16 protein-coding genes are annotated in these 16527 nt (G+C 64.7%); 14 read left to right on the forward strand and 2 right to left on the reverse strand.

The window, feature by feature from the left end:
* Nucleotides 1-10 precede the first annotated feature (10 nt).
* The 10 genes from FLG15_RS14755 (at nucleotide 11) to FLG15_RS14800 (ending at nucleotide 10152) form a co-directional block, all read left to right on the forward strand.
* On the forward strand, nucleotides 11-550 hold the full coding sequence (locus FLG15_RS14755; protein WP_057679618.1) for a GNAT family N-acetyltransferase: 540 nt from the start codon (nucleotides 11-13) through the stop codon (nucleotides 548-550).
* Nucleotides 547-876, forward strand: coding sequence for a non-heme iron oxygenase ferredoxin subunit (locus tag FLG15_RS14760; protein ID WP_057679617.1), 330 nt, complete (start codon nucleotides 547-549; stop codon nucleotides 874-876). The genes FLG15_RS14755 and FLG15_RS14760 overlap by 4 nt, the downstream gene beginning before the upstream one ends.
* Nucleotides 877-1220: 344 nt before the next feature.
* Complete coding sequence (locus tag FLG15_RS14765; protein WP_057679616.1) at nucleotides 1221-3539, forward strand: TonB-dependent receptor; 2319 nt, start codon at nucleotides 1221-1223, stop codon at nucleotides 3537-3539.
* A gap of 48 nt (nucleotides 3540-3587) precedes the next feature.
* A complete protein-coding gene (locus FLG15_RS14770; protein WP_057679615.1) occupies nucleotides 3588-4274 on the forward strand; it encodes a Fe2+-dependent dioxygenase in 687 nt (228 codons plus the stop codon).
* Entirely contained in the window at nucleotides 4267-5025 is a 759-nt protein-coding gene (locus FLG15_RS14775; protein WP_057679614.1) for a tetratricopeptide repeat protein, read from the forward strand. The genes FLG15_RS14770 and FLG15_RS14775 overlap by 8 nt, the downstream gene beginning before the upstream one ends.
* A 7-nt stretch (nucleotides 5026-5032) precedes the next feature.
* On the forward strand, nucleotides 5033-5674 hold the full coding sequence (locus FLG15_RS14780; RefSeq protein ID WP_057679613.1) for a PepSY-associated TM helix domain-containing protein: 642 nt from the start codon (nucleotides 5033-5035) through the stop codon (nucleotides 5672-5674).
* Nucleotides 5675-5695: 21 nt separating this feature from the next.
* Nucleotides 5696-6211, forward strand: coding sequence for a DUF2271 domain-containing protein (locus FLG15_RS14785; RefSeq protein ID WP_057679612.1), 516 nt, complete (start codon nucleotides 5696-5698; stop codon nucleotides 6209-6211).
* Nucleotides 6212-6392: 181 nt separating this feature from the next.
* Nucleotides 6393-7196, forward strand: coding sequence for a DUF4198 domain-containing protein (locus FLG15_RS14790; protein ID WP_057679611.1), 804 nt, complete (start codon nucleotides 6393-6395; stop codon nucleotides 7194-7196).
* A 206-nt stretch (nucleotides 7197-7402) separates the two neighbouring features.
* Nucleotides 7403-8374, forward strand: coding sequence for an FAD:protein FMN transferase (locus FLG15_RS14795; protein ID WP_017157691.1), 972 nt, complete (start codon nucleotides 7403-7405; stop codon nucleotides 8372-8374).
* Complete coding sequence (locus FLG15_RS14800) at nucleotides 8371-10152, forward strand: flavodoxin domain-containing protein (RefSeq protein ID WP_057679609.1); 1782 nt, start codon at nucleotides 8371-8373, stop codon at nucleotides 10150-10152. The genes FLG15_RS14795 and FLG15_RS14800 overlap by 4 nt, the downstream gene beginning before the upstream one ends.
* Before the next feature lie 245 nt (nucleotides 10153-10397).
* On the opposite strand, the gene FLG15_RS14805 is transcribed toward FLG15_RS14800, so the two are convergent.
* Together FLG15_RS14805 and FLG15_RS14810 are read right to left on the reverse strand one after the other, a co-directional pair.
* Nucleotides 10398-11285, reverse strand: a complete 888-nt coding sequence (locus FLG15_RS14805; RefSeq protein ID WP_150146654.1) for a HutD/Ves family protein — start codon at nucleotides 11283-11285, stop codon at nucleotides 10398-10400.
* A 455-nt stretch (nucleotides 11286-11740) separates the two neighbouring features.
* Nucleotides 11741-12115, reverse strand: coding sequence for a ComEA family DNA-binding protein (locus FLG15_RS14810; protein WP_006452365.1), 375 nt, complete (start codon nucleotides 12113-12115; stop codon nucleotides 11741-11743).
* A 157-nt stretch (nucleotides 12116-12272) separates the two neighbouring features.
* Between FLG15_RS14810 and FLG15_RS14815 the strand changes: the two genes are divergently transcribed.
* The 4 genes from FLG15_RS14815 (at nucleotide 12273) to murU (ending at nucleotide 16371) form a co-directional block, all read left to right on the forward strand.
* The gene (locus FLG15_RS14815; RefSeq protein WP_150146657.1) at nucleotides 12273-13766 is read left to right on the forward strand and encodes a M20 family metallopeptidase; all 1494 of its coding nucleotides are present in this window, start codon (nucleotides 12273-12275) and stop codon (nucleotides 13764-13766) included.
* Nucleotides 13767-14314: 548 nt separating this feature from the next.
* Complete coding sequence (locus FLG15_RS14820) at nucleotides 14315-14587, forward strand: GlsB/YeaQ/YmgE family stress response membrane protein (protein WP_017157695.1); 273 nt, start codon at nucleotides 14315-14317, stop codon at nucleotides 14585-14587.
* 57 nt (nucleotides 14588-14644) lie between these two features.
* Nucleotides 14645-15664, forward strand: coding sequence for an aminoglycoside phosphotransferase family protein (locus FLG15_RS14825; protein WP_039583622.1), 1020 nt, complete (start codon nucleotides 14645-14647; stop codon nucleotides 15662-15664).
* Entirely contained in the window at nucleotides 15661-16371 is a 711-nt protein-coding gene (gene murU / locus FLG15_RS14830) for an N-acetylmuramate alpha-1-phosphate uridylyltransferase MurU (RefSeq protein ID WP_057679605.1), read from the forward strand. Before FLG15_RS14825 ends, murU begins: the two co-directional genes overlap by 4 nt.
* The last annotated feature ends 156 nt before the right edge of the window (nucleotides 16372-16527 follow it).

The raw sequence follows: 16527 nt of genomic DNA on the forward strand, positions 1-16527 counted from the left end.
AACTGTGTCCATGCAGACCACCACTTTCCGCACCGCCACCGTCGCTGACATCGACGCCCTTGTCCTGCTGGTGACCTCGGCCTATCGCGGCGACAGCAGCCGCGTGGGCTGGACCACCGAGGCCGATATTCTCGAGGGTGCGCGTATCGATCCGGCCGTGCTGCGCGACGATATCCTGCGCGAACGCAGCCTGGTGCTGGTGGTCGAACAGGATGGGCGTCCGGTGGCCTGTGCGCATATCGCCGACGACCACGGCGCCGGGTACTTCGGGATGTTTGCGGTGGATCCTTCGTTGCAGGGCAGCGGGCTCGGCAAGACGCTGTTGGCCGAAGCCGAGCGCCTTGCACATCGCCAATGGCAGGTGCCGGTGATGCGCATGAGCGTCATCGATGTGCGCGATGAACTCATCGCCTTCTACGAACGCCGCGGCTATCGCCGCACCGGCATCGTCAAACCCTTCCCGTATGGCGACGAGCGCTTCGGCATTCCGCTGCGCCAGGATCTGCGTTTTGAGGTGCTGGAAAAGCAGTTGCACGAGCCGACCCCGTGAGCGACACCTGGACCTTCGTCTGTGCCAGCGATGCGCTGCTGCCCGGTGAAATGCAGACCGTCTGGGACGAGGTCACCGACACGCCGATCGTGGTGTTCAACCTCGATGGCGCCTTGTATGCGCTGGAAGACCGCTGCAGCCACGAAGACTACGAGCTGTCGCCCGGCAGCTTCGATCCGGTTGCCGGCACCATCGAATGCCAATTGCATGGCGCGCGCTTCAATATTCGCGACGGCCGCCCTTTATGCGCACCTGCCTACACGGCCGTGCCCAAGTTCCCGGTCAAGCGCGAACACGACGGCATCTGGACCCGCGACGACCGCTGACTGACGCGATGCGATGCGGCGGCCGTTCCGCTCGACGGCGCCACGTGACAGCGCCTGCCATCGACTCGCAAATATTGCAAAGAAGAATGATTTGCATTTAAGATCGCATCCTTAAGGCCTTCTTAACAACTGGCCTGTCTGCGATCCCATGCAACCAGCCCTGCTCGACACCCGCCCCGCTCGTTCGCTCCGCCTGCGCCCCCTCGCGCAGCGCTTCAGCTTGCCTGGTTCGGGCGACTGTCGGCGCAGCGCTTCAGGTTAGCCGGCGCAGCGCCCACGCATTCCATCCCGCATCCGCCGAGCCATCGCCAGGTGGGAGCCTCGACTCCTCTTTGAGACCTTCCATGACGCCTCGCATTTCCCCGCTCGCTTCGGCCGTGTTGCTGACGCTGTCCGCCCCCGCTTTCGCCCAGCCCGACGATGTGGCGGCGCCTCCAGGGGCGGTGGATCTGGATGCGATCCGGGTGCAGCAGGAACGTGCGCAAAAGCCGTCTTCGCCCAAGTACACAGAAGCGCTGCGCGACACGCCGCAGACCATTACCGTGGTCACCAAGCAGACCATGGACCAGCAGAATCTGCTGTCGCTGCGCGATGTGCTCAGCACCCTGCCCGGGATCACCTTCGGCGCGGGCGAAGGCGGCGGCGGCTATGGCGACAGCATCAATTTGCGCGGCTTCACCGCCAGCAGCGACATCACCACCGACGGCGTGCGCGACAGCGCACAGTACAGCCGCAGCGACACCTTCAACCTCGAATCCGTCGAGCTCATCAACGGTGCCAACTCGGCCATGTCCGGCGCAGGCTCGGTCGGTGGCAACATCAACCTGGTCACCAAGACTGCCGGCCAGGGCGACTTCACCAACGTCATGATCGGCGGCGGCAGCGACCGTTACGGCCGCCTCACTGCCGACAGCAACTACGACTTCGAAAACGGCATTGCCGTGCGCTTGAATGCGATGGGCCACACCCAGGACGTGCCGGGCCGCGACGAAGAATTCCGTCACCGTTGGGGTTTTGCTCCGTCGGTGGCGTTCGGCCTGGGTTCGGACACGCGCTTTACGCTGAGCTACCTGCACCAGCACGACAACAACCTGCCGCAGTACGGCGTGCCGTTCGCGCTCAGCCCGTTCAACGATGGCCCGTTGCCGGGCGTGGACCGCGAAACCTATTACGGCTATCGCAATGTGTCGCGCCAGGACATCGACGTGGACATGCTCACCGGCGTGCTGGAAATGGACTTCGACGACAACGTCAAACTGCGCAGCCTGGCGCGCTTGCAGCGCGTGGATCAGCGCACCATCGCCACTGCACCTGAGGGCACCTGGTGCCTGCCCGACAACACCAACGCCTACACCGGCCGCGCCTGCGTAGGCCAGCCACCGTCGACCTGGAACCCCAACAGCGGGCCGCGCGGACTGGTGCGCGATACCGAAAACTTCATCGCGCACAGCCAGACCGACCTGACCGCCACATTGCACACCGGCGCCATCGAACATCGCCTCGTCGCCGGTGTCGCCTTCAGCAAGGAAGATTTCGAACTGGATAGCGGTTCGCTGTTCCGCAATGCCGACGGCTCCACCACCGGCATCACCTACCCGCTGCAGTCGTTCGACAACCCGTACAACATCTGGACCGGACCGCAGAACTATTTCCGCACCGGCCGCAGCAAGGGCAGCCTGACCAACCAGGCGGTGTACCTGTTCGACACCTTGCAGTTCAACGAGCAGTGGATGCTCAATCTGGGCGGCCGCTACGAGCACAACGAAGGCGACACCACCACCTATACCGTCAACGCCACCGGCGGCATCACCGGCGTGGCCGCAGGCTTCCCGGCCGGCAGCAAGGACGACCTGTTTTCGTATCGCGCCGGACTGGTATTCAAGCCGGTCGACAACGCCAGCCTGTATCTGTCCTATGCAAATGCGAAGACGCCCTCCAAGGCCTCGGTCAACGGCTCGTGCACGCCGATTGCCACCTCCACGGTGGGTGCCAACTGCAATGTCGAACCGGAAACCGCGGTCAATATCGAACTGGGCGGCAAGTGGGATGCGTTGGACGAGCGCCTGGCGCTGACCGCCGCAGTGTTCCGCAACGAACGCGAGAACTACAAGGTCAACAGCGGCGACCCGCTGGTCCCCGAGCAGGTGCTGGACGGCAAGGCGCGCGTGGACGGCATTGCGCTGGGCGCGGCCGGCTACCTGACCGAGCGCTGGTCCATCTTCGCCAACTACACTTTCCTGGACAGCGAAGTGCTGCAGAGCGTGTCCAATCGCACCGCCAGCCTCACAGGCGACCCCATCGCCGGGCGCGAGCTGGTGCAGACCCCGCGTAATGCCGGCAACCTCTGGACCACCTACCAGCTCAACCAGTGGACCTTCGGGTACGGCGTCAACTATCAGGGCAGCTTCTACCCGAACAACACCTCGACCGCGGTGTATCGCAAGACCGACGCCTATTGGGTGCACCGCGCCATGGTCGGCCTGCGCGTCAACGAGTGGCTCAGCCTGCAATTGAACGTCAACAACCTGTTCGACAAGGAGTACTACACCAGCATCCGCAACAACCTCACTGTCAACGCCGCAGGAACCGTCACGGCGGGCAGCGGTTGGGCATTGCCGGGTGATGGCCGCTCGGCAGTGTTGAACGCCACCTTCAGCTTCTAACCCTCAGGCATGCCGTCCGCGCAACGCGGGCGGCGTGGAGACCACCGCATGTTGTTGCCCATCCCCGATGTGCTCAGCCCCGCGCAGCTCGGCCAGTTGCGCGCGCAGCTGGACGTGGCCGACTGGGCAGACGGCCGCATCACCGCCGGCCCCCAATCGGCACAGGTCAAGGACAACGCACAGTTGCCCGAAGACAGCGCCGTCGCACGCGAAGCCGGCGCGCTGGTGCTGGAGGCGCTGGCGCGCAGCAGCACGTTCTTCTCGGCAGTGTTGCCGCGCAGGATCTACCCGCCGCTGTTCAATCGCTACAGCGGCGGGCAGTCGTTCGGCTATCACGTGGACAACGCGGTGCGCTACGACCGCAGTCGCGGCGGTGCCGAAGCGGTGCGCACCGATGTCTCCGCCACGCTGTTTCTCAGCGACCCGGACAGCTACGACGGTGGCGAGCTGGTCATCGAAGACACCTACGGCACGCAGTCGGTCAAGCTGCCGGCCGGGCACCTGCTGATCTATCCGGGCACGAGTCTGCACAGGGTCATGCCGGTCACGCGTGGCGCGCGTGTGGCGTGTTTTTTCTGGACACAAAGCATGCTGCGCGACGCTGCGCAGCGCCGCCTGTTGTTCGAACTGGATGTCTCGATCCGCCGCCTCACCCAGGACACGCCCGGGCATCCCTCATTGATCCAGCTCACCGGCGTGTACCACAACCTGTTGCGGCAATGGGCCGATGTCTGAGCCGGCGCTGGACATCGCGCAGCTGAGCGCATTGCTGCGCGGGCAGCCGGAACAGGCACGTGCGCTCTTGCACAACGCCGCTGCGAACCATGACGTAGGCGCACAGCTGCTGCTCGCACAGATGTATGCCGAAGGACGCGGCATTGCCGCAGATCCGGCTGCCGCGATGCTGTGGTACGAAGTGGCCGCCAACGCAGGGTGTGCGGAGGCGATGAACCAGCTTGGCCGCTGCCATGAGCTCGGGTTTGGCACGGCCATCAACGAGGTGCTGGCCGTGCTGTGGTATCGCCGCGCCGCCGACCATGGCCTGGCGTGGGGCATGTACAACCTGGCGCACCTGTACGCCTCCGGGCGCGGCGTGGCGCAGGACCATGCGCAGGCATTGGCGCTGTACCGCCGCGCGGCCGAAGCCGGTCATGCCAAGTCGATGAACTTCCTGGCGCGCTATCTCGACCAGGGCCTGGCCTGCGCTGCAGATCCCATGGCCGCATGCGTGTGGTACCGGCGCTCTGCCGAAGCGGGCGATTTCCGCGGCCAGGCCGGCTACGCCACGCTGCTTGCCGACAGCGGCGAGCTGGATCAGGCCGAGACATGGATGCGTCGCGCCATCGCAGGTGGCCACGCCGGCTTTCTGCAGCAGCTTGCGCCACTGCTGGCCGGCGCGCACCATCCACGCCTGCGCGCCTTGCTGCACGAGGTGGCTGCACGGCAGCGACAACTGCAGCCCTGCGTTTCCGAACAGGTGGCCTGAGCGCAGCATGTCGACCTCAGACCACGCTCACCTCGCCAGCGCACAGCAACGTCGCGGTTTCTGGCTGCGCATGCTGCATCAGTGGCACTGGATCAGCTCGGCGCTGTGCCTGATCGGCATGTTGCTGTTTACGGTCACCGGACTGACCTTGAACCACGCCGCACGCATCGAAGCCAGCCCATCGACCGAGCAACGCTCGCTGACGCTGCCGCCTGCCCTGCTGCACACGCTGGGCAACCGGCAGGACGGCAATGCACCGCTGCCGCCGCGTGTGGCGCAATGGTTGGGACGCCAGCTCGACATCGGCATCGGCGCGCGCACCGGCGAATGGTCGGCCGACGAGGTGTATGTCGCACTGCCCCGCCCAGGCGGCGACGCGTGGCTGAGCCTGGACCGCACGACGGGTGCAATCGAATACGAGCGCACATCGCGTGGCTGGGTGGCCTATCTCAACGATCTGCACAAAGGCCGCAACGCCGGGCCGGCCTGGGGCTGGTTCATCGACGTGTTCGCCATCGCCTGCCTGGTGTTCTGCATCACCGGCCTGTTCCTTCTACACCTGCATGCACGGCAGCGGCGCATGACCTGGCCGCTGGTCGGCCTGGGCCTGCTGATTCCGTTGCTGCTTGCCCTGCTGTTGATCCACTGAACCTTTCTACCGGAGACGATCATGCGCGTCACGTTGACCATCGCCTTGAGCGGCCTGCTCGCCATGCCCGCATATGCGGCCACGCTCGACATCAATGTCGAAATCCCCAAGCTCACCGTCGCCGAATACCACCGCCCGTATGTCGCGATCTGGCTGGAAGGCGCAGATCAGGAGGTCGCCGCCAATCTGGCGGTCTGGCATCAATCCAGGGACACCGCCGAAGGCCACGGCACCAAATGGCTGCCGGATCTGCGCCAGTGGTGGCGCAAGAGCGGCCGCACCCTGAGCGTCCCGGTCGATGGCGTCACCGGCCCCACCCGGCCTGCCGGCGCGCATGCGCTGTCGTTCTCCGACACCAAGGGCGCATTGAAGTCGCTGCCGGCGGGGCACTACACGCTGGTGGTGGAAGCCGCCCGCGAAGTTGGCGGCCGCGAGCTGGTCAAGCTGCCTTTCACCTGGCCGGCGACGTCCGCGCAAACAGCCAAAGCCAGCGGTAGCAGCGAGCTCGGTGCGATCAGCCTGGTGGCAAAGCCCTGAACACCGCGTTGGCGTTGGCAGTTCTCTCCAGCATGTCGATTTTTCCACAGTGCATACCTCGCGCATGGCGGCAACGCGTGTCGCTTCACACCTGGCGCTTTCTACGTACCCGGACAGCGTTGCAGTCTCGCGCTGCTCCGACATGCGCCCCATCGTCGTCATCGTCTTTCAAGGAGTCGTCATGAAACGCTCGCTCGTCCTGGTCGTCCTGCTTGCCGCACTGCCGGTCAGCGCACTCGCCCACAAGGCCTGGTTGTTGCCGTCGCAGACCGTCGTCGCTGGCGATGCGCCATGGATCACCGTGGATGCCGCAGTGTCCAACGATCTGTTCTACTTCAACCACGTGCCGCTGCGACTGGATAACCTGAGCATCACCGCCCCCGATGGCAGTGCGCTCACGCCGGAAAACCCGGCGACCGGCAAATACCGCAGCGTGTTCGACCTGCAGCTCACCCAGCCCGGCACCTACAAGCTCGCCATCGTCAACGCAGGCCTGTTCGCCAGCTGGAAGGAAGACGGCAAACCCAAACGCTGGCGCGGCAACGAAGCCAGCTTCGCCACCGAAGTGCCGAAAAACGCCAAGGAATTGCAGGTCTCGCAATCGCTCAACCGCGTGGAAACCTTCGTCACCCGCGGTGCACCGTCGACCATCGTGTTCAAGCCCAGCGGCAAGGGCATCGAGCTGATTCCGGTAACGCACCCCAACGATCTGGTCGCCGGCGAAGCGGCGCAATTCACCCTGCAGCTGGACGGCAAACCGGCCGCCGGGCTGGAGATCGACATCGTGCGCGGTGGCACCCGGTACCGCAATGCGCAAAACGAGATCAAGCTCAAGACCGATGCCAAGGGTGGCTTCAGCGTGACCTGGCCGGAAGCCGGAATGTACTGGCTGGAAACCACCAGCGAAGACACAAAGACCTCGCTGCCGCAGGCCAAGCAACGTCGCCTGGGCTATGTCGCCACGCTGGAAGTGCTGCCGCAATAAGAGCGGCACGCACAAACCACAGCGCTCGCCGCCAGGCGGGCGCGACCGTCGCATGCTGCGGTGAATACCCTTCGCGCATACCGGTTTCTGCGCACTTTCCAGCCACTGACGACCGATCGCGAGGTTCTTGGCCTCCAGCGGTCAGGCACGGCAGCAAGGGCACCTTTGCGGCATGCTGCCGCTTCCCGCACCCACCCTGTCACGCCATGCCCGCAGCGCCTTCCAACCACGAAATCGCCACCCTGGGCGGCCGCAGCATGGGCACCACCTGGAGCGTGAAGCTGGTGGCGCCGCGCGGGCGCGACCTGCATCCGCTGCATGCCTGTATCCAGGCCGCACTGGATCGTGTCGTCCGGCAGATGAGCACCTGGGAGCCCGACTCGGACATCAGTCGCTACAACCGTGCGAGCGCGGGTCATTGGCAGACGCTGCCTGCCGAGTTCCACGCGGTACTACGCGCCGCCCTGGACATCGCCCAGGCCAGTGGCGGCGCCTTCGATCCCACCATCGGCCCGATGGTCGAGCTGTGGGGCTTCGGCGCCTCCGGCGGCCGACGACGCGTGCCTTCGCGCGAGCAGATCGGGCTGGCCGGCTTGCGTTGCGGCTGGCAGCGCCTGGATCTGGACGGCATGCGCGTGCTGCAGCCTGGCGCAGTGGCGCTGGATCTTTCGGGGATTGCCAAGGGATTTGGCGTGGACTGCGTACACCACGCGCTCATGCAGGCCGGCATCGCGAGCGCGTTGATCGAAGTCGGCGGCGAATTGTTCGGATACGGTCGCAAACCCGATGGCAGCGCGTGGCGCGTGCTGGTGGAATCGGCACCCGACGAAGATGCAGGCGCGGCATTGCCGGCACGCGTCCTCGCGCTGGATGGGCTGGCGGTGGCTACCTCTGGGGATCGCTGGCACCGCTTCGACGCCGACGGCGTCCGCTACGCGCACACGTTCGACCCGCGCACCGGCGTACCGGTGCCGCATGCGCCTGCCGCGGTCACCGTGCTCGCAAACGATGCGATGCACGCAGATGCGTGGGCCACGGCAATGACGGTGCTCGGCGTGGATGATGGACTCGCCCATGCGCGCACTGCGCATCTTGCGGTGCGCTTCCTGTCGCGTAACGACGGCGCGCTGCACGAATCGATGAGCCCTGCCTTCGAACAGCATCTGGCTGCGTCATGAATCTTGCACGACCACGCGCCCGGCTTGGCAACAGCCTGGTGTTGCTTGCATTGGCGGCGCTGCTCGGATGGTTCGGCAGCCTGCATGACGGCGCGTGGTGGAGCCCACCGACGCCGCACCGCTGGCAACTGGCGGCATTGGGCGTGGTGGCATACGCCGCTCTCTGCGCGCTCGTCGTATGGCGCTCATCCATCGGCGCTAGCGCGCAACGCGGCGACGCCAGCGGCGTGTTGATCGCCTGGGCGAGCCAGACCGGGTTCGCGCGCGAACTGGCCGAACGCAGCGCCGCCGCTTTGCAGTCGGCTGGGATAGGCGCGGTGGCGCTGCCGTTGGATGCCGTGGATGCCAGCCAACTCGCGCGCGTGCCGCGGCTGTTGTGCATTGTCAGCACCACCGGCGAAGGCGATGCACCCGACCATCTGCAGGCCGCCGAGCATCGCTGGTTGACCGGTGACGGCCAGGATCTGGCCGCACTCCGCTACGCCGTACTGGCGCTAGGCGACCGGCGCTACACGCAGTTCTGCGCATTCGGTCGGCGCCTGGACGATCGCCTGCAGGCACGCGGTGCCGCACCCTTGTTCGCGCGCATCGAGGTCGACAACGCCGACCCACAGGCGCTGCAACAGTGGCAGCGACAACTGGCGAAACTGGCCCCCGCACTCGCGACGCAGCCGGATTGGAGCGTACCGACCTACGCAGCCTGGCAACTGCGCGAGCGCATCCACGTCAATCCCGGCAGTGCCGGCTCGCCGATCTATCGGCTGCGGCTGACGCCGTGCGATGGCCAGTTACCCACGTGGAAAGCAGGCGACATCGCCGAGATCGCGCCACGCCATCCAGCCGCCACGGTGGACGCCTGGTTGCAGCGGCATCGCTACGATGGCGCGCAGTCTATCGACAACCGCATGCTGCGCGACTGGCTCAGCGGCGCGCAGCTTCCCGCCGATCTGGCTGCCCACAGGGAGAAACATGCAGCCCCATCCCGAAAAGCAGCGGAACGAGCAGCTGCAAGGCTTGACGCAAAAATCGTTGCTCCGGTGGATCTAGCGCCAATCGCAGGCAACGCAACCGAAGAGACGAAAGCACAGGCGACTGCACTCCCGGAAACAGCTTCCGGGATCGGCACCGCATCGCCACTGGAGATGGAAACGCTGGTGCGCAATCTGGTGGCCCTCCCTCATCGCGAGTACTCGCTCGCCTCCCTCCCCGACGAAGGTCATATCGAGCTGCTGATACGCCAGCACCGCCACAGCGACGGCAGCCCGGGCCTGGGCAGCGGCTGGCTGTGCGTGCATGCACCGATCGGCGCACCGATTGCATTGCGCCTACGCAGCAACCCCGGCTTCCACCCGCCGGCTCCCGATCGGCCCATGCTGCTGATCGGCAACGGCACTGGCATCGCCGGCCTGCGCGCGCATCTGCGCGCACGTATCGCTGCCGGAGCGCGGCGCAACTGGTTGGTGTTCGGCGAACGCAACGCTGCGCAAGACGCGCTCTACGCCGACGAACTGCAGCAATGGCAACACGCCGGCTGGCTCGAACGTCTGGACCGCGTGTATTCGCGCGATCAGGACCAATCTGCACGCTATGTGCAACACGCGCTGGCTGCAGCGGCCGCCGACGTGCGCCTATGGGTCGAACAAGACGCCTGCCTCTACGTGTGCGGCAGCCTGCGCGGCATGGCGCCGGAGGTAGACCAGGCGCTAGACAATATCCTGGGTGCATCGGTCAGGCAGCAACTGCTACACGACGGCCGGTACCGACGCGATGTGTACTGATCCGCGTCACCGCGCCGCCAAACCTTCACGCCAATAATCGGCCAGACACGCGTCGACGCACTGGTCCGCATTTCATCCAGCATGCCTTCGACACAGGACACCTGCCCGCTCGCCCCACAAATGCGCCGGACGCAAACCGCGGGCAAACGTACATCCAAGATATCCGAACTGTACGCAAGCAGTAGGGGCGCGTGGCCACCGACCGAGTCGCCGCAGGCAGGACTGAGTAGCGCTGTCGGTCAAGTTCAATGTTCCGGCAACGGACTCACCCGGATCGCCAACAATTCGCCGCCACCGTCGAGCACGTAACGGGTGCGCGTCGCTGCGCTCAGCCATGCGGTATCGCCAGCCGCCAACGGCGGCAAACCGCTGTCCCGCCCGAAACTCGCCTGGCCGGCAAGCAGATGAATCGCCCAGGCGCTACCCGGGTCGGCAAAGAACAACATGGTGCCGACCAGCGGACGATGCAGCAGCTCGGTCTGCAGCAAGTCGCGCCGCCACATCAGGTTGAAATCCTGGGTAGGACCGTCCAGCAACACCGCCTCAACCGCCTCTTCGCCGGCAAATCGCACGCGCTGATAGGGCGGCACTAAGTCGACACACCTGCTACGCGAAGCGTTTGCACCCAGGCGCTCACCCGCGCCCCACGAGCCATCGACAGCAGCATGCTCGTCAGCACTCCCTGCGCCACTAGTGTCCGGACCAGCACCCTTCCGGGCATCCGCAGCGGTTTGGATTCCAGCAGTTGTGGCGCTGCCATTCGCGTGAGCGCTAGCACTGCCACTCTTGCGAGCACAGGTGTGGGTGTGGGTGTGGGTGTTGGTGTGGGTGTTGGTGTGGGTGTTGGTGTTGGTGTTGGTGTTGGTGTTGGTGTCGGTGTCGGTGTCGGCATCGCCACTGCCGAACATCAAGCGCATGCCGTTACCCCGAAGCAGCACCAACTCACGATCGATGCCTGCGAATGCCGAAAACGCGGCATCCTGCTCGATTTCGGCAATCGACAACCGCAATGCCCACTGCGCCGTATTGCCCAGGCGCAGGATCTCCCGAGTCCAACCCAACTGATTGCGCCACCGCTCACGGCGGTACTCATTGGCCGGAATCACCCGGCTGCTCAGGTCTGTCAGCTGCATCGGCGCATTGTGCCTCAAGCTCGCGCCTCGAGATCAGGCCGTATGTTGCCGCGTCGCCTACCTTTCTCGGCAAGACGCATAGTCGTCCGCCTTTATCGGCAAGACGCGTAGCCAGTGACCTGAATATCTAGCGGCGGGCTACGACACGACCATCGTAAGGCGGGCTCTACCGATGCTCGTATGCATGAGTCGCTCGAACGCTTTGAGGCTTTGCGGCGCAGTCCATCTCAGCTGAAGATTCCCGACACGTTTTGCTGCCCACTTCAGCACACCTTGGCGGTGCGCGATCCCAAGATCTTCACGGGCCCAAAACGAAAAACGCCCGGCTGCACATCCAAGTGCAACACCGGGCGATTCCACATCCTTGTCGGCTTCCAGCCATCCCCCAGACATCCTGTCCAGTTAGGTTGCGGCCACGCATCCTCGCGTCGAACCGTATCTCGGATCCCTTCCCCTTAACGCCGTCCCACCGGTTTCACCGCCGCCCCCTTGGCAGCCTTCTTGGCAGGAGCCATCGTGGCTCCTACTTCGATCAGGTCACGATTCCGTTCGACCGTCTTGAGTCCGATGCCCTTGACCAGTGCCAGTTCCTCGGCACTTTTGAAGGGACCGTTTGCCTGACGGTGCTCGACGATTGCCTCGGCTTTTGATCGCCCGACATTCGTCAGCACCTTGTCCAATTCCTCAGCAGACGCGGTGTTGATATCGACCTTGTCGAGCGCATACGCATTCGAGGACAACAACAACGCCAGTAGCAGGGACTTCAGGACTACGGTAAATGACTTCATTGCAACGCTCCTTGTGGCTTGGGTGATGGTCCTAGCCAGCATTCCTGCCGGCGGAGCCAGTGTCCCGCGCCACATGCAGCAATCCTATAGCCAACGAACTTTTCACACAGCCGGTGAACTGCGCGCCGCCTTGTAGGGAAATCCCTACCCCATGTCACCGGCGTAGAATGTGCTGCTACGTCACGCATTCGGAGCCTTCATGGACAGCGCCAAGATCGACCAATTCATCAGCGACACCTGGGACCGCGAGATCGTCCCGCAACTGGTCGATTACATCCGTATCCCCAACAAGTCGCCGATGTTCGACGCCGACTGGGTGGCCAATGGCTACATGGAGCAGGCCGTGACCCTGATGGAAACCTGGGCGCGCGCGCAGGCCATCGACGGCATGCAGGTCGAGGTAGTGCGCCTGGAAGGCCGCACCCCATTGATCTTCATCGAGATCCCGGCCACCGGCCCCGAATCGGGCGACGACACCGTGCTGTTGTACGGGCACCTGGACAAGCAGCCGGAGATGACCGGCTGGGACGCGGACCTGGGGCCCTGGGAGCCGGTGCTGCGCGAGGACAAGTTGTATGGGCGCGGTGGCGCCGACGACGGCTATGCCATCTTCGGTTCGCTGGCCGCAATCCTGGCGCTGCGTACCCAGGGCCTGCCGCATGCGCGTTGCGTGGTGCTGATCGAGGCCTGCGAAGAGTCCGGCAGCTACGATTTGCCGGCCTATGTGGACCATCTGGCCGAGCGCATCGGCAAGCCGTCGCTGGTGGTGTGCCTGGATTCGGGCTGCGGCAATTACGAACAGCTGTGGTGCACCACCTCGTTGCGCGGGCTGACCGGCGGCAACCTGACGGTCAAGGTGCTGGAAGAAGGCGTGCACTCGGGCGATGCCTCGGGCGTGGTGCCGTCCAGCTTCCGCCTGCTGCGCCAGCTGCTGTCGCGCATCGAGGACGAAACCACCGGCCGCATCCTGCTCGACGGCCTGCATGTGGAGGTGCCCGCCGAGCGGCTGACCCAGGCCAAGGCGGCCGCCGCGACGCTGGATACCGCGATCTTCGACAAGTTCCCGATGGTCGATGGGCTGGTGCCGATGCATGAGGATCTGACCGAGCTGGTGTTGAACCGGACCTGGCGCCCGGCGCTGTCGATTACCGGGGTGGATGGCATGCCGCCGCTGGCTTCGGCTGGCAATGTGCTGCGTCCGCAGACCGCAGTGAAACTGTCGCTGCGACTGCCGCCAACGGCCGATGGCAAGGCCTGCGGCGAGTTGCTCAAGGCAGCGCTGTTGCGCGACCCGCCCAATGGCGCGCAGGTGAGCCTGGAGCTGGAAAAGGCCTCCTCCGGCTGGAATGCACCGGCGATGGCACCATGGCTGGAAAAGGCGATCGACGACGCCAGCCGGGCTTTTTTCGACAAGCCGGCGATGTACATGGGCGAAGGCGGCTCGATCCCGTTCATGGGCATGCTTGGCGAGAAGTTTCCCGGCGCGCAGTTCATGATCACCGGCGTGCTGGGGCCGCATTCCAATGCGCATGGGCCGAACGAGTTCCTGCACATCCCGATGGGCAAGCGGGTGACGGCCTGCGTCTCGAAGGTAATTGCCGACCATCATGCCGCCTGCCTGCGCGGGGAAACCAGCGGCTCGCCGGTGGCAGCCGATAGCGGCACCCGTCATGGCGGGCATGGTTGCTGTTGAGTTAGCGGTTGAACCGGTGCATCCGGTTGGCTTGAATCAGTTGCTGGGAAAGCTGAGTAGTGGTTTGTGCGGGTGCTTGCATGGGTTGGTGGGTTGGTGGTCTGGCTGCCTGGTTGGTGGTCTGGTTGCCTGGTTGGCGATCAGGCTCATGGTGCGACTTGGCCGCCTGACTTCACGCGTTGCCTGGCCCCGTACCCTCACCCCAACCCCTCTCCCGATGGGAGAGGGGCTCAGGATCTGCTCCTCTTCGGGGAAGGATTTGGAAGTGGCTTGCCGATGCAGAGCCGTTTTTCCCCTGAAGCGTCGCCTGCGATGCTTTTGGTTTTGCAAACCTCATCCCCCGACATTTTCCTGCGGACATGTCTCCTGGGAAGCGGCTGGCCGGAGAGATGGATGGCTTCGCATGAAATCAAAAGCGCACAGCGGCAGAAGCCGATCACTACGCTCTCTGAAGTCGATGCATCGGCGCGATCGCTCCTGCGCCCACTGCGCCAGGCGGCGACATCCGAAATGCTAGTCTGCCGATCCCGTCCACCTTCGGTGCTGCGATGAATCATCTGTTTGGTAGCGACAGCTGGCTCTACATTCTGCTGGTCGGTTTTGTGGTTGGGCTGCTGGCGCGCTTCATTACGCCGGGTACGCAACGTCTGGGCTGCCTGCTGACGATCGTGCTGGGCATTGCCGGTGCCGTGGTCGCCAGCTGGTTTGGCCGCTACATGGGGTGGTACCACGCAGGCGAGCCGGCCGGTTTCCTTGGCGCGCTGCTCGGAGCGATCGCCATCCTGGCGTTGTTGCGGTTGTTCAGTGGCAACAAGCGCTGAGCGTTTCGACGCGTCTCTGCTGCGTTTATTCATCACTCCACTACACCTTCTCTCTCCATGACGTCACTCCATCCGGATCCTGCGCGCGATGCGCGTCGCCTGCACTGGGCGCAACAAGCGCTTGACGATCCACACGCCTCGCTGCAGCGCGCATCGGTCGATGCGGGGTTTCGCAGTTATTGGCGCACACGCGGGCGTGGTGTGGATCGCATCTTGATGGATGCGCCACCGCAGCTGGAAAACGTGGCGCCGTGGCTGCGCATGCATGCGCTCCTGGGCGCCCATGGGGTACGCGTGCCGCAGGTGCTCGCACAGGATCTGGACACCGGCTTTCTACTGCTGGAGGACTTGGGCGTTCCGACGCTGGCACAGGTTCTCACCGACGCCAACGCCGACGACTTGCTGGATGGCGCGATTGCTCAACTGTTGTTGCTACAAAAAATCCCCCCACCTGCCGATAGCGGCGTGTTTGGCGAAGCACTGCTTCAACGCGATGCCGGTTTGTTCGAAGAATGGTTTTTGGGCCGCCACCTGGGCGTGCAGCTGGACTGCGCCCATGCCGAGCAATTGCAATTGGTGCAGCGCCGTCTGATGGACAACGCGCTGGCCCAGCCGCGCGTGTTCACCCACCGCGATTTCATGCCGCGCAATCTGATGCCGGTACCCGATGGCCCGGCGGTGCTGGATTTCCAGGATTGCGTGATCGGCCCGATCGCCTACGACCCGATCAGCCTGTTCAAGGACACGTCGGTGAGCTGGCCGATCGTTCGGGTAGACGGCTGGCTGCAGCGCTATCACGCCCGGGCAACGGCGGCCGGGTTGCCGGTTCCGCCGCTGGCGCACTTCCTGCGCGATGCGGACTGGATGGGCGTGCAGCGCCATCTGAAAAACCTGGGGATTTTCTCGCGCCTGAGTCATCGCGATGGCAAGCATTGGTATCTGGACAACGTGCCGCGTTTCATTGCGTATCTGGACGAAGTACTGCCGCGCTACGCCGAGCTTGCGCCGCTCATCGGCCTGCTGGAAGAGGTGATCAAACCCGCGCTGGCTGCGCGTGCGCAGCAGGCCACGGCATGAAGGCGCTGATCTTCGCCGCAGGATTCGGCGAGCGCATGCGCCCGCTGACCGAACACACGCCCAAGCCGTTACTGTCCGTCGGCGGTGCGCCGTTGATCGTGTGGCATCTGCGCAAGTTGGCGGCGCTGGGGGTGGACGAGGCGGTGATCAATACCTCGTGGCTGGCCGAGCAGTTCCCGCAGATGTTGGGAGACGGCAGCGCGTACGGTCTGCGGCTGACCTATTCCTACGAAGGGACCACGCCGCTGGAAACTGGCGGCGGCATGTTGCACGCGCTTCCGCTGTTGGGCGATGCGCCCTTTTTGCTGATCAACGGCGACATCTGGACCGATTTCGATTTTTCCCGTCTGTCGCGTGCGCCGGAGGGATTGGCGCAACTGGTGCTGGTCGACCAACCTGCATATGCAGCGCGTGCGGATTTCGCGATGGACGCCGATGGCAAGGTACGCGCCGATCTCCCTGCTACGCATACTTATGCCGGCATCGGTGTCTATCGGCCAGCATTGCTACGCGATTGGCCATCGGTGATTGGCCCGCTGCCCGCACAGGGCAGCACGGCGCCGCGGTTTGCGCTGGCGCCGATCCTGCGCGCGCAGATGGCGGCAGGCTTGATCGATGGCATTCACCATTCCGGGCGCTGGACCGATGTCGGCACGCCGCAGCGGCTGGCGGCGCTGGATGCGCAGTTGCTGCACGACGGCGGCTGATCGTGGTCACAACGCCGCATCGCCCGGTGTGCATCGGCATTGCGTGCACCATGCGCCCCGACCATCTCGAGGGTCCTTGCAGGCAACCCGAGGGCCGTCGCACCTACTCTTATCCATGCGCACCGACCATCCCGACGGGTCCTTGCCCGCCCACCG

Source organism: Xanthomonas phaseoli pv. dieffenbachiae (genome assembly GCF_008639345.1).
GTDB lineage: Bacteria > Pseudomonadota > Gammaproteobacteria > Xanthomonadales > Xanthomonadaceae > Xanthomonas > Xanthomonas phaseoli.